Source organism: Nocardioides caldifontis, from assembly GCF_008087345.1.
GTDB lineage: Bacteria > Actinomycetota > Actinomycetes > Propionibacteriales > Nocardioidaceae > Marmoricola_A > Marmoricola_A caldifontis.
Window position 1 is genome coordinate 401,116 of the sequence record NZ_VHIB01000001.1, and the last position, 13,206, is coordinate 414,321.

Here is a 13,206-nt window from a genome sequence, read left to right on the forward strand (position 1 = left end):
GGTACGACGGAGCCATGAGCACCCACCCTGACGAGGAGCGCCCACTGGACCTCGGGGGCACCCCCGCGGAGGAAGGTGTCTCGACGGCCGACGCGTCCGAGCGCGTCGACCTCAGCCCCGAGGAGCAGGAGAACCGGGTGGACGCTCCGGACGTCCCCGAGGAAGGAGCCGCCCCGTGACCAGCAGCCCTGACGACGAACGGCTCGTCGCGATCGACGACGTCGACGACGAGGGGCTCTCGACCGGCACCGACGACGACGCGGCGGTGCGCGACGAGGAGCTCCACGCCGAGGAACCACTCGCGCTCGACGACGAGAACCTGCGCGGCGACGGTCCGCCGGAGGACATCACCCCCTGACCGGGACCCTCATCAGGTGCTCGGTGCAGAGGAACTCGTCCGCGAGCCCGTCGGGCAGCCCCTCGAACGGCGAGGTCTGCGAGCGGTGCGCGCGGATCGCCCGCCACCGCGCGTCGCGGTGGGCAGTGGTGTCGAGCCGGTCGGTGAGCTGGTCGTCGGGGGTGCCGAGCGGCCCCAGCGAGAGGTACGGCGAGGTGGGGTCGCCGGCCGCCATGAACGCCGCCCACCGCTCCATCGTGGAGCGGGAGAGGCAGTGCAGGTACGCCGGCACGCCCCGCGCCGCCGCGACCTCCACCGCCGCGTCGCGGATCCGGGCGTGGTCGCGGTGCCCGTCGCTGGCGTCGAGGGTGACCACCACGTCGGGCGCGAAGCCGTCGACCGCCGCGGCGACGGCGTCCCGCACCTCGTCGTACGCCGCACCCACGAGCGTCGAGCCGTCGGCCGGGCCGTCCATCCCGGAGTCCCGGAACCCGAGCAGCGTCACCTCGCCGACCCCGAGCAGCCCGGCCGCGTCGTGCAGCTCGCGTTCGCGCAGGACGCCCAGCCCGCCCTCGGGCAGCGTGGTGCCCGGGGCCGGTTCACCCGCCTCGCCGCGGGTCGCGCAGCAGACCGCGGTCGTCACGCCGGCCGCAGCCGCGAGGAGGAGCAGCGACCCGCAACCGAACGTCTCGTCGTCGGGGTGGGCGACCACGACCTGCAGCCGCGCCCCTGGTCGCAGCAGCCGCTCGAACCGCTGCTCGGTCACCGTCCCGGTCATCCTCGATCTCCTCGTCTGGTCGCCCCGCCCGGCGCCCTTGCCGTGGCCGCCCGGCCGATGGTGTCGTGGGCGGACGGCCCTCGGTAACGGACCAAGGTCGCTGGGTGCCGGCTGCGTGTCCTGCAGCACTCCGCGACGGGGGTCCGCCGAGGGTTGGCGGGCCGAGGCGCGGGTACGTCTTGGATCGTTCACAGCAGCACCCGCATGACCTGAGGAGAACCGTGCACGTCTGGCCCGGAAACGCCTATCCGCTCGGTGCGACGTACGACGGGAGCGGGACCAACTTCGCGCTCTTCTCCGAGGTCGCCGAACGCGTCGAGCTCTGCCTCTTCGACGACGAGCGCAACGAGACCCGCGTCGAGCTGACCGAGGTCGACGCGCACGTCTGGCACGGCTACCTGCCGCTCGTCCAGCCGGGGCAGCGCTACGGCTACCGGGTGCACGGCCCCTACGACCCGGCGAACGGCGTCCGGTGCAACCCGAACAAGCTGTTGCTGGACCCCTACGCCAAGGCCACCGACGGCGAGATCGACTGGGACGAGTCGCTGTTCGGCTACCACTTCGGCGACGAGGACAGCCGCAACGACCTCGACAGCGCCCAGCACATGATGCTCGGCGTCGTCATCAACCCCTTCTTCGACTGGGAGGGTGACCGGCAGCTCTCGGTCCCCTACAACGAGTCGTTCATCTACGAGGCGCACGTCAAGGGGCTCACCAAGCTCCACCCGGAGATCCCCGAGGAGCAGCGGGGCACGTACGCCGGCCTCGGCCACCCGGCCGTCACCGACCACCTCACCAAGCTCGGTGTCACCGCGATCGAGCTGATGCCGGTCCACCAGTTCGTGCAGGACTCGACGCTGCTGGAGAAGGGGCTGCGCAACTACTGGGGGTACAACACCCTCGGGTTCTTCTCGCCGCACGCCGACTACGCCTCGGTCCGCACCGCGGGCCAGCAGGTGCAGGAGTTCAAGGCGATGGTCAAGGCGATGCACGCCGCGGGCATCGAGGTGATCCTCGACGTGGTCTACAACCACACCGCGGAGGGCAACCACCTCGGCCCGACGTTGAGCATGAAGGGGATCGACAACCCGGCGTACTACCGGTTGGTCGACGACCAGCCGCAGTACTACATGGACTACACCGGCACCGGGAACTCCTTGAACGTCGGCCACCCGCACTCGCTGCAGCTGATCATGGACTCGCTGCGCTACTGGGTGACCGAGATGCACGTCGACGGCTTCCGGTTCGACCTCGCCTCGGCGCTGGCCCGCGAGTTCTACGACGTCGACCGGCTCGCGGCGTTCTTCGAGCTCGTGCAGCAGGACCCGGTGGTCAGCCAGGTCAAGCTGATCGCGGAGCCGTGGGACGTCGGCCCCGGCGGCTACCAGGTCGGGAACTTCCCGCCGCAGTGGACGGAGTGGAACGGCAAGTTCCGCGACACCGTCCGCGACTTCTGGCGCGGCGAGCCGACCCTGGGCGAGTTCGCCAGCCGGCTCGCGGGCTCCTCGGACCTCTACGAGCACTCCGGCCGGCGCCCCTTCGCCAGCATCAACTTCGTCACCGCCCACGACGGCTTCACCCTGCGCGACCTCGTGTCCTACAACGAGAAGCACAACGACGCGAACGGTGAGGACAACCGCGACGGCGAGAGCCACAACCGTTCCTGGAACCACGGTGTCGAGGGCCCGACCGACGACATCGAGGTGCTCGCGCTCCGCGCCCGCGCCCAGCGCAACTTCCTCGCGACCCTGCTGCTGAGCCAGGGCGTCCCGATGCTGCTGCACGGCGACGAGATCGGCCGCTCGCAGGGCGGCAACAACAACACCTACGCCCAGGACTCCGAGATCTCCTGGGTGCACTGGGACAAGGCGGACTGGCCGCTGGCCGAGTTCACCGCGGCGGTCGCCAAGCTGCGGATGGCCCACCCGACCTTCCGCCGCAAGCGGTTCTTCACCGGCAACACCGTGCGGACCGGCGACGGCACGCGGCTCAACGACATCGTCTGGCTGCACCCCGACGGCGAGCCGATGGAGGACCACCAGTGGACGGAGGAGGGCGCCAAGGCGATCGGGATGTACCTCAACGGCAACGGGATCGCCGGCCCCGACGCCACCGGCAACCAGATCATCGACGACCACTTCCTGCTCTACTTCAACGCCGGCGCGGACCCGGTCGAGCTGGTGCTCCCCTCCGAGGAGTACGCCCCCGCCTGGGAGGTCGTCATCGACACCGCGGCCGCCCAGCTCGACGCCGACCCGCAGAAGGCGGGCTCGAGGATGACCCTCGAGGGGGGCAGCGTGCTCGTGCTCGCGGAGTACTCCGAGCCCGAGGCCGAGCCGGACACCTCCGTCGCGGCCTCGCTGGTGGCCCTCGCCGACCCGGTGACGGCCAGCGGCTCACCGTCGCGCAGCCGGCGTCCCTGACCCGGCCTCCCACCCACACCGACCCCTGACAGGCCCCGCATGCGCACCCCCACGAGCACCTACCGGCTCCAGATCACCGAGTCCTTCGACCTCCTCGACGCCGCCCGCACCCTCGGTTACCTCCACGAGCTCGGGGTCGACTGGGTGTACGTCTCGCCGCTGCTCTCCTCGGAGTCCGGCAGCGAGCACGGTTACGACGTCGCGGACCACCGGGCGATCGACCCCTCCAGGGGCCGGGCCTCTGGGCTGTCGGCCCTGGCCACCGAGGCGCAGCGGTTCGGCATGGGGGTGCTCGTCGACATCGTGCCGAACCACGTCGGGGTCGCCAGGCCGTGGGAGAACGAGTGGTGGTGGCACGTCCTGACCCATGGCCAGGAGTCGCAGTACGCCGGCGCCTTCGACATCGACTGGGAGGCCGGCGGGGGCCGGCTCCGCATCCCCGTCATCGGCGACGACGACCTGCTGCCCGACGGCCGCATCGACAACCTGCGGGTGCTCGCGGGCGAGCTGCACTACCACGACAACCGCTTCCCGCTGGCTCCCGGCACCGTCCACGACCCCGGCGAGGACGCCAACCACGTGCACGCCCGCCAGCACTACGAGCTGGTCAGCTGGCGGGACGCCGACCACGACCTCAACTACCGCCGGTTCTTCGCGGTCAACACCCTCGTCGCGATCCGCGTCGAGGACCACGAGTGGTTCGAGCGGTCGCACGCCGAGATCCGCCGCTGGTTCGACGAGGGGCTCGTCGACGGGCTCCGCGTCGACCACCCCGACGGCCTGCGCGACCCGGGGAAGTACCTCGACGACCTCGCCGAGCTCACCAAGGGCTCCTACGTCCTGGTCGAGAAGATCCTCGAGCCCGGAGAGGTGCTGCCCCGCACCTGGGCGACCGCCGGCACGACCGGCTACGACGCGATGGCCACCGTCGACCGGCTCTTCGTCGACCCCGCCGGTGAAGAGCCCCTCGACGCGCTGGAGGCCCGGCTCCGCGGTGCCGCAGTCGACTGGCACGCGATGACCCACGGCACCAAGCGCGAGGTCGCCGACGGGATCCTGCACTCCGAGGTCCGGCGGATCACCCGCGAGCTGCTCGCCGTGCTGGAGGAGGCCCCCGAGGCGGTCGAGCCTGTCGGGACCACCTCACCGGAGGACGTGGCCTCGACAGGCTCGACCACCGAGGCGATCTCACCCACCTTCGAGCAGGTCGAGGACGCGGTCGCCGAGCTCCTCGCCTGCTTCCCGGTCTACCGCTCCTACCTCCCCGAGGGGCGCGAGCACCTCGAGCAGGCCCTGGCCGCGGCCCGCGAGCACCGGCCGGACCTCGCCGGCGTGCTCGACGTACTGGCGCCCGTGCTGTCCGACGGCGCCGCCGCGCCGACGCAGCGGTTCCAGCAGACCAGCGGCATGGTGATGGCCAAGGGTGTCGAGGACTGCGCCTTCTACCGCTGGTCCCGGCTCACCTCGCTCAACGAGGTCGGTGGCGACCCGAGCGTCTTCTCCGTGGCGCCCGAGGAGTTCCACCAGGCGATGGCGGTGCGCCAGTCCGACTGGCCGCACGCGATGACCGCGACCTCGACCCACGACACCAAGCGCGGCGAGGACGTCCGCGCACGGATCACCGTGCTGGCCGAGCTCCCCGAGCTGTGGGCGTCGACGCTCGAGCGGCTGCTCGAGCTCGTCCCGGTCCCCGACCCCGGGTTCGCGAGCCTGCTGTGGCAGGCGGTCCTCGGCGCGTGGCCGTCCGGCGGCCACGAGACCGACCCGGCCTTCCGCGACCGGCTCCACGCGTACGCCGAGAAGGCGATGCGCGAGGCCGGCGACCGCACCCTGTGGACCGCGCCCGACGAGGAGTACGAGCGCGCCATGCAGGCCGTCGTCGACGCGGTGCTCGACCGTCCCGAGGTCCGGGCGGTCTTCGACGAGCTGCTCGAGGCGGCCGACGAGGCCGGGTGGAGCAACGCGATCAGCTCCAAGCTGGTGTCGTTGACGATCCCCGGCGTGCCCGACGTCTACCAGGGCAGCGAGCTGTGGGAGCAGAGCCTCGTCGACCCCGACAACCGGCGCCCCGTCGACTTCGACCGCCGCGCCGCCCTGCTCAAGGAGCTGCGGGCGGGCGAGCGCCCCACGCTCGCGGAGGCCGGCGCCGACGGCGGGTCGCTCAAGCTGCTGCTCACCCACGTGGCGCTGACCGCGCGCCGTGACCGCCCCGACCTCTTCACCTCCTACGCCCCGCTCACCGCCGACGGCTCGGCGGCCGACCACGTCGTCGCGTTCGACCGCGGCGGCGCGATCACGGTCGCCACCCGGCTCCCGGTCGGGCTGCGCCGCAAGGGCGGCTGGGGCGACACCACCGTGCCGCTCCCTCCGGGGCTGTGGACCGAGCTGCTCACCGGACGCCGCTTCCGGGCCGACGAGCACGGTCGCCTTGCGCTCGCCGAGCTGCTGACGACGTACCCCGCGGCGCTGCTGGTCCGCGACGACCGTCGCGGCGGTCGCGGCCGCTTCGACGTCTGGGCACCGCTGCCGAAGAGCCTCTCCCTGCAGGTCGGCGACCGCGTGGTCCCGATGGCGAAGGGCGACGACGACTGGTGGTCGCCGGTCGGTCCGGACCCGATCGGCGAGGTCGACTACGGCTACCGCGTCGACGGCGCCGAGACCCCCGTCCCGGATCCGCGCTCGCGCCGCCAGCCGGCGGGGGTGCACGGGCTGTCGCGCACCTTCGACCCCGGCGTCCACCACTGGTCCGACGAGGGCTGGGCCGGGCGGCAGCTCGCGGGCTCGGTGGTCTACGAGCTGCACGTCGGGACGTTCACCCCGGAGGGCACGCTCGACGCGGCGGCGACGAGGCTGGAGCACCTCCGGTCGATCGGCGTCGATCTCGTGGAGGTGCTGCCGGTGAACGCGTTCAACGGCGAGCACGGCTGGGGCTACGACGGCGTCCTGTGGCACGCCGTCCACGAGCAGTACGGCGGACCGGCGGCCTACCAGCGGTTCGTGGACGCCTGCCACGCCGCCGGACTGGGAGTCGTCCAGGACGTCGTCTACAACCACTTCGGGCCGTCGGGGAACTACCTGCCGATGTTCGGGCCCTACCTCTCCTCCGAGGGCGCCAACCCGTGGGGCGACCACGTCAACCTCGACGGCGAGGGCAGCGACGAGGTCCGCGCGTACGTCCTGGAGAACGTCCGCATGTGGTTCGAGGACTACCACGTCGACGCGCTGCGGCTCGACGCCGTGCACGCGCTGGAGGACTCCTCACCGACGCACCTCCTCGAGGAGATGGCCGTCCTCACCCAGCGGCTCTCGGCGCACCTCGGCCGGCCGCTGACGCTGATCGCCGAGTCGGACATGAACGACACCCGCATCGTCACCCCCCGCGAGGGCGGCGGCTACGGCGTCGACGCGCAGTGGAGCGACGACTTCCACCACGCGCTGCACGTCCAGCTGACCGGCGAGACCGACGGCTACTACGCCGACTTCGAGCCGCTGTCGGCGCTGGCGAAGGTGTGCGAGAAGGGGTTCTTCCACGACGGCACCTGGTCGTCGTTCCGGGAGAGCGAGCACGGCCGTCCGGTCGACGTCGACCGGATGCCCGGCTGGCGGCTCGTGGTCTGCAGCCAGAACCACGACCAGGTCGGCAACCGCGCCCGCGGCGACCGGATCACCGAGAAGCTCGACGACGACCAGCTCGCGTGCGCGGCGCTGCTCACGCTGGCCGGCCCGTTCACCCCGATGCTCTTCCAGGGCGAGGAGTGGGCCGCGTCGACCCCGTTCGCGTTCTTCACCTCGCACCCCGAGCCCGAGCTCGGCGCGGCGGTCACCGAGGGGCGGACCAAGGAGTTCGCGAAGATGGGGTGGGACCTCGCCTCGGTCCCGGACCCGCAGGATGCCCGGACCTTCGCGATGTCGAAGCTGGACTGGTCCGAGCCGGAGGGCGGGCGTCACGCGGTGGTGCTGTCGGTCTACCGGTCGCTCGCCGACCTCCGGCGCCGGCTGCCCGAGCTGACCGACCCGGACCTGCGCACTACTTCTTGTGAGTACGACGAGGATGCGCGCTGGTTCGTGCTGCGCCGTGGCAGGGTTGCCGTCGTGGTGAACTTCGGTTCCTCCTCGGTGACGGTCGACCTGGGCGCCGACCACGAGGTGCTGTGGACGACGCCGGCCGGCGCGACCGCCGTACGCCGCGGGGTGGAGCTGCCTCCGCACGCCGGGGCCGTGCTGGTGCCGCTGCCGTAGCGGATCCTCGCCCGTGACCTGCGGGCCGCGCGCCCCTAGGATCGCGACGTGGCAGCGGGTGACCGACCGGCGTTGATCCTGGTCTCCGACGAGCACGCCGGCGTGCTGCTCGAGGAGTTCGGCCGCTACGAGCGCGACTACGACGTCCGTGCGGTGCGCACCGCATGGGACGCCGAGGTGCTTGCCGAGCAGCTCCGCGACCAGGGGGTGCCCGTCGCGATGTTCGTGGCCGAGTCGGCGCTACCGGACATGTGGGTGGTCGAGGCGTTCGCGCGATGGCGTGCGGTCGTGCCGACGGCGCGGAGGCTGGTGGTCGCGCACATCTCGCGGTTCCTCGAGGACGCCCCGGCGCTGCGTCCGGTGATGGCGAAGGGGAAGTTCGACGCCTACCTGCTGATGCCCCGCGGCCCGCGCGACGAGGAGTTCCACCACGCGGTCACCGAGCTGCTCTCGGACTGGGGGTGGACCGCGGCGGCGCCGGAGGTGGAGAGCATCCGCATCGTCGCCCCGTCGGTCGACCCGCTCACCTCGGCGGTGCGGGACTTCTGCGACCGGATGGGGATGCCGCACGGGCTCCACGCGCCCGGCAGCCCCGTCGGCCGCGAGCTCGTCGCCCGGCTCGGTCTCGCCGACGGCACGGAGCCGACGTACCCCGTCGTCCAGACCATCGGCGACCACGTCATCGAGGTCACCAGCGTGCGCGACGTCGCGGTCGCGATGTACGGCCGCCCCGAGGAGGTCGACGTCGACGACGTGGTCGACCTGCTCGTCGTGGGGGCGGGGCCGGCGGGGCTCGCCGCCGCGGTCTACGGCGCCTCGGAGGGGTTGAGCACCGTCGTGCTGGAGGCCGAGGCCGTCGGCGGGCAGGCCGGGACGAGCTCGATGATCCGCAACTACCTCGGCTTCCCGCGCGGCATCTCCGGGATGCGGCTCGCGCAGCGGGCGCGCAACCAGGCGGTCCGGTTCGGCACCCGGTTCTTCACCGGCTGGGAGGCGACCGCCCTCGTCCCCGGTGTCGACGGCGCCCCGCACGTGGTACGCACCGAGGGGGGCGACGTGCGGGCGCGTTCGGTCGTCGTCTCCTGCGGTGTCTCCTACCGCCGGCTCCGGGTGCCGGGCATCGACGACCTCGTCGGCAGCGGCGTCTTCTACGGCAGCGCGATGACCGCGGCCCGCGAGCTGGAAGGGTACGACGCGGTGGTGGTCGGCGGGGGCAACTCGGCCGGTCAGGCCGCCCTCCACCTGGCCCGGTTCGCCCGCTCGGTGACGGTGCTGGTGCGCCGCCCGGAGCTCGCCGAGACGATGTCGCGGTACCTCGTCGACGAGATCCGCTACCACCCCGTCGTGACCGTCGAGACCTGCTCGGAGGTGGTCGACGGCGGCGCCGGGCCCGAGGGACGGCTGACCTGGATCGACGTGCGCGACACCCGCACCGGGGCGGTCCGCCGGCGGGAGGTGCAGGGGCTGTTCCTGCTCCTCGGTGCCGAGCCGCGGTGCGAGTGGCTCCCGCCCGAGGTGGCCATCGACGAGCGCGGGTTCGTGCTCACCGGACGCGACGTGCCCAAGGAGCTCTGGGTCGACGGCCGCCCGCCGGCGAACCTCGCCACCACGGTCCCCGGCGTCTTCGCAGCCGGCGACGTGCGCGCGGGCTCGATGAAGCGCGTCGCCGCGGCGAGCGGGGAAGGCGCGTCGGTGGTGCCGCTGGTGCACGGGTGGCTGGCGCCGGTCCCGGTGCCCGCGAGCTAGCCGTCGTCCTCCGCGGCCTGCTGCTCGTCGACCTTCTTCTTGATCCGCCCCATGCCGGGGACCTTGCCGAGCAGCTGGTTGAGCTCCTGCATCACGTCGAGGAGGTCGTGCACGTCCGGGGCGACGGTGCGCAGCGTGGAGAGCACCGGCAGGACGTCGCGCTCGAACTGCTCGACGAGCCCGGGCAGGTGGTCGATCAGGCGGGACGCCGCCTGCACCTCCTCGGGGCTGGTCGTGTCGGCGAGCGTGTCCAGGGTCGGCTGCAGCCGGACCAGCGACGGCTCGAACATGTCGAGCAGCCGGACCACCCGGTCCATGGGGCCCTCGAGCCGGGCGATCAGCGAGTCGGCGTCTCCGGTGGTCTTCCCGATCCGCTCGACGGCCTCGTCGGCCTTGTCCTGGATGGGACCGATGCGCCCGATGGCCTTGTCGGCCTCGGCCTGGGTGGTGCCGATCCGTTCGATCGCCTTGTCGGCGGCCTCCTGGGTGGCGCCGATCCGTTCGATGGCCTTGTCGGCGGCTTGCTGGGTCGCGCCGATCCGCTCGATCGCGGCGTCCGCGGCCTGGCGCGTCGACTCCATCCGGACGAGCAGCGTTCGGACGTCGTCGAGCAGGACCTCGACGGCCCCGACGAGCCGGGTGATCCGCGGGACGAGGCTGAGCAGCTGCTCGACGGCGCCCGACGAGCGGGAGACCAGGGTGAGGACGTCTCCCGGGCCCGGGATGGCTGGCAGCCGCATGGCCCGACGTTACCCACCTCACACGAGCGGGATTCGGCTTCGCGCGCCCCGGGCAGGGTGGGGCCATGACCGACCTCCGCGCCTTGCTCCTCGTCTGCACCCTGAAGCCCTCGCCGTCGGAGTCCTCCTCCGAGCTGCTCGCGCGCGACCTCGAGCGCGAGCTGCAGCAGCTCGGCGTCGTCACCGAGGTCGTGCGGGTCGTCGACCACGACGTGAAGTTCGGCGTCAGCACCGACGAGGGCGACGGCGACGAGTGGCCCGCGATCCGTTCGAAGATGCTCGAGTCGAACATCCTCGCGCTCTGCACCCCGATCTGGATGGGGCAGCCGTCGTCGGTCTGCAAGATGGTGCTCGAACGGCTCGACGCCGAGCTGAGCGAGACCGACGACGAGGGGCGGATGACGACCTACGGCAAGGTCGGGATGGTCGGCGTCGTCGGCAACGAGGACGGCGCCCACCACGTCATCTCCGAGTGCCTGCAGGGGCTCAACGACGTCGGGTTCTCCTTCGCCGCCAACGCCGGGACCTACTGGGTCGGCGAGGCGATGCAGTCGGTGGACTACAAGGACCACGACGAGACCCCGGAGAAGACGGCGGCCACGAACAAGACGGCCGCGCAGACCGCCGTACACCTGGCGAGGCTGCTGCGGGAGAACCAGTACCCGGCGGACTGAACCCCTCAGGCGGTACGCCGCTCGTCGGCCGGCTCGGCGTCGTACCAACCGCTGCGCGTCGCCAGCGCCACCGCCTCGAGCTGTGACCCGACCCCGAGCTTGAGGTGGATCGCACGGACCTGCGTGCGGACGGTGGGGACGGAGACGACCCACTCCTCAGCGATCTGGCCGACGCTCCGGCCGTCGCAGAGCGCGCGGAGCACCTGGCGCTCGCGCGGGGTGAGCCGGGCGAACGGCGCGAGTGCGGCCTCCTGCTCGGCGCGGTGGCGGCGCAGCTCGTCGAGGAGGACGTGGCGCTCGGCGGCGCTCGTCACCTCCTCGCCCTGGGCGACGCGCACGGCCGTCTCGAGCAGCACGTCGAACGGCGCGCTCTTGCTGACGTGGCCGACCGCGCCGGCCTCGATCGCCCGCGCGATCTCCGGCCGCTCGGTGACGCCCGAGACGATCAGCACCCGGGCGCCGGTCGCCACGAACGGTGCGACGAGCTGCTGCCCCTCGCCGATCGGGGTGCCGAGCTGGAGGTCGAGCAGCACCACGTCCGGCGCGATGCTGCCGACCTGCTCGACGAGCTCGTCGGTGCTGGTCAGGGGGAGCTGCCGGGCCTCGAACCCCTGCGCCTGCAGTGCGAGGCAGAGGCTCTGGGCGAGGAGGACGTGGTCGTCGACGACGACGAACCGCGCCGTCATGCGCTCCTCCGGGATTGCGCCGGCAGCGGCTTGAGGAGGGTGAGCGCCCTGCCGCTGCGGGGCTCGTTGCCGGGCGGGACGGACCGCGCCGACGGGAGCGTGAGCTCGAAGCATGCGCCGCCCTCGGCGCCCTCGACGAACCTGAGGTCGCCGCCCTGCTCGCGGACGAGCGTCCTGCTGACGTTGAGCCCGAGGCCCGTGCCGTCGTCGCGCTTCGTGGTGACGCCGCGCTCGAACAGCGTGCGGCGCAGCTGGGCCGGCACGCCGGGGCCGCGGTCCTCGACGGTGATCCGGACGGTGCCGCCGTGCTCTGCGGCACGGACCACGACCGGGCTGCGCGGCGCGTGCTCGCGGGCGTTCACCAGCAGGTTGCGGAGCACCCGGGAGAGGTCCTGGGCACCCGCCCGGGCGCGGCACGGCTCGAGGTGGAGCTGGACGTCGAGGCCGTTCATCCGCTCGGTGGCGACGACGGTGCGGATGGCCTCCGCGACGTCAACCTCCTCCTTCGCGTGGCTCGTCGGGCTGGTGAGCATCTGGTGCAGCTGGCCGAGCTCGTCGACGATCGCGCGGCGGAGCTGCTGGCGCACCTCGGCGTCGAGCCGGTCGCCGTGCTCCGCCAGCGTCGTCGAGGCGGCCTGGAGCGCCAGGATCACGTTGCGCGCGTCGTGGGCGAAGTTCCGCCGCTCGCGGTCGAGCGTCGCGAACGCCTGCGCCACCTCGGTCAGCGCCTGCTCGGTGGAGTCGAGCCGCTCGCGACCGGCGTCGGTGGTGTCGGCGTACTCCTCGGCGACGGCGAACAGCACCACGACCGAGCTCGTCAGGAGCAGCAGCGTGGCGGCGAACGGCCACGCCACGACGTCGACGACGGCGAGCGCCCGGAGCACCCACACCACGCCGAGGGTGGCAAGGAGCGGCGGCATCAGGGACAGCGACGCGGGATCCTCGTTCCGCACCTTGTGCACCCAGGCGAACGCTGCGGCGAACCAGCAGGCCGCCACGGCCAGCTCGAGCAGCACGATCGTGTCCGGCGCGAGGTCGAAGTTCACCGTCGCCAGCCGCGGTGCGAGCAGCGGGGTGAGCACCAGCCCGAGGACCAGCGCCGCCGAGGAGACGGCGCCCACGCACAGCCGGACGGTGCGCGAGACCGAGGCCCCGAGCACCTTGCCGAGCACGATCGCGGTCAGCGCGACGAGCGCGGCGGTCAGCGGGCTGAGCACCACGTTGAGGTCGTCGGAGTGGAGGAGCCGGCCCATGCTGACGTTCCACGGTGCGAGGAAGCCGAGGGCGAGCATCATCCCGGCGCTCTGGATGTGTGCGGCAGCGCGATCGACGCGCCAGACCGAGAGCTGCATGAGCCCGGCCCCGAAGAGGATGGCGCCGGTGAGGACCTGGAGCGGCTCGCGAAGCCGCAGCAGCAGCCACCCCTCGACCGGATCCCCGGTGAGCACCAGGCCGACGGCGATGTAGACGAATGCAGCGATCCCGAGCTGTACCGGCGCGCGGCGCGCGTGCGTGACGAACTTCTTCACACGATTCCCCCGAATGTGTCCCCCGTTGTACGGATGATCCTCATCGGGAGGGGT

General features: G+C 72.4%; 10 protein-coding genes. 6 read left to right on the forward strand and 4 right to left on the reverse strand.

Going from position 1 to position 13,206, the window contains the following annotated elements; translation table 11 throughout:
• The first annotated feature begins 14 nt into the window (after positions 1-14).
• Entirely contained in the window at positions 15-179 is a 165-nt protein-coding gene (locus FIP57_RS23205; RefSeq protein WP_162529747.1) for a hypothetical protein, read from the forward strand.
• Positions 176-358 carry a hypothetical protein gene (locus tag FIP57_RS10030; RefSeq protein ID WP_148573375.1) on the forward strand — a complete coding sequence of 61 codons (183 nt, stop codon included), beginning with the start codon at positions 176-178 and terminating at the stop codon, positions 356-358. Before FIP57_RS23205 ends, FIP57_RS10030 begins: the two co-directional genes overlap by 4 nt.
• Here the strand turns inward: FIP57_RS10030 and FIP57_RS10035 are convergent.
• Positions 348-1,115: a PIG-L deacetylase family protein gene (locus tag FIP57_RS10035; RefSeq protein WP_148573376.1), complete on the reverse strand. Its 768-nt coding sequence runs from the start codon at positions 1,113-1,115 to the stop codon at positions 348-350. The genes FIP57_RS10030 and FIP57_RS10035 overlap by 11 nt on opposite strands.
• 221 nt (positions 1,116-1,336) lie before the next feature.
• Between FIP57_RS10035 and glgX the strand changes: the two genes are divergently transcribed.
• From glgX to FIP57_RS10050, 3 genes are read left to right on the forward strand one after another with little or no spacing between them, the layout of a single operon-like run.
• Positions 1,337-3,538 (forward strand): glycogen debranching protein GlgX, encoded by a 2,202-nt coding sequence (glgX, locus tag FIP57_RS10040; protein WP_148573377.1) that lies wholly within the window; start codon positions 1,337-1,339, stop codon positions 3,536-3,538.
• Positions 3,539-3,577: 39 nt separating this feature from the next.
• Positions 3,578-7,777, forward strand: a complete 4,200-nt coding sequence (gene treY / locus FIP57_RS23990; protein ID WP_238993383.1) for a malto-oligosyltrehalose synthase — start codon at positions 3,578-3,580, stop codon at positions 7,775-7,777.
• A gap of 48 nt (positions 7,778-7,825) precedes the next feature.
• Complete coding sequence (locus FIP57_RS10050; RefSeq protein ID WP_148573378.1) at positions 7,826-9,523, forward strand: NAD(P)/FAD-dependent oxidoreductase; 1,698 nt, start codon at positions 7,826-7,828, stop codon at positions 9,521-9,523.
• Here the strand turns inward: FIP57_RS10050 and FIP57_RS10055 are convergent.
• Positions 9,520-10,263, reverse strand: coding sequence for a hypothetical protein (locus FIP57_RS10055; protein WP_148573379.1), 744 nt, complete (start codon positions 10,261-10,263; stop codon positions 9,520-9,522). The two genes, FIP57_RS10050 and FIP57_RS10055, sit on opposite strands and share 4 nt — an antisense overlap.
• Before the next feature lie 65 nt (positions 10,264-10,328).
• Here FIP57_RS10055 and FIP57_RS10060 point away from each other — a divergent pair, with 65 nt between their 5' ends.
• Complete coding sequence (locus tag FIP57_RS10060; RefSeq protein ID WP_148573380.1) at positions 10,329-10,937, forward strand: flavodoxin family protein; 609 nt, start codon at positions 10,329-10,331, stop codon at positions 10,935-10,937.
• Positions 10,938-10,942: 5 nt separating this feature from the next.
• Here FIP57_RS10060 and FIP57_RS10065 read toward each other — a convergent pair whose 3' ends face one another.
• Entirely contained in the window at positions 10,943-11,623 is a 681-nt protein-coding gene (locus FIP57_RS10065) for a response regulator (protein WP_162529748.1), read from the reverse strand.
• On the reverse strand, positions 11,620-13,152 hold the full coding sequence (locus FIP57_RS10070; RefSeq protein ID WP_148573382.1) for a sensor histidine kinase: 1,533 nt from the start codon (positions 13,150-13,152) through the stop codon (positions 11,620-11,622). The genes FIP57_RS10065 and FIP57_RS10070 overlap by 4 nt, the downstream gene beginning before the upstream one ends.
• Positions 13,153-13,206 lie beyond the last annotated feature (54 nt).

What these genes read in the sequence shown, in the direction of transcription:
- FIP57_RS23205 (WP_162529747.1), top strand. Translation starts at nt 15, where the DNA reads ATGAGCACCCACCCTGACGAGGAGCGCCCACTGGACCTCGGGGGCACC.
- FIP57_RS10055 (WP_148573379.1), bottom strand. Translation starts at nt 10,263, where the DNA reads ATGCGGCTGCCAGCCATCCCGGGCCCGGGAGACGTCCTCACCCTGGTC.
- FIP57_RS10060 (WP_148573380.1), top strand. Translation starts at nt 10,329, where the DNA reads ATGACCGACCTCCGCGCCTTGCTCCTCGTCTGCACCCTGAAGCCCTCG.
- FIP57_RS10035 (WP_148573376.1), bottom strand. Translation starts at nt 1,115, where the DNA reads ATGACCGGGACGGTGACCGAGCAGCGGTTCGAGCGGCTGCTGCGACCA.
- FIP57_RS10065 (WP_162529748.1), bottom strand. Translation starts at nt 11,623, where the DNA reads ATGACGGCGCGGTTCGTCGTCGTCGACGACCACGTCCTCCTCGCCCAG.
- treY (WP_238993383.1), top strand. Translation starts at nt 3,578, where the DNA reads ATGCGCACCCCCACGAGCACCTACCGGCTCCAGATCACCGAGTCCTTC.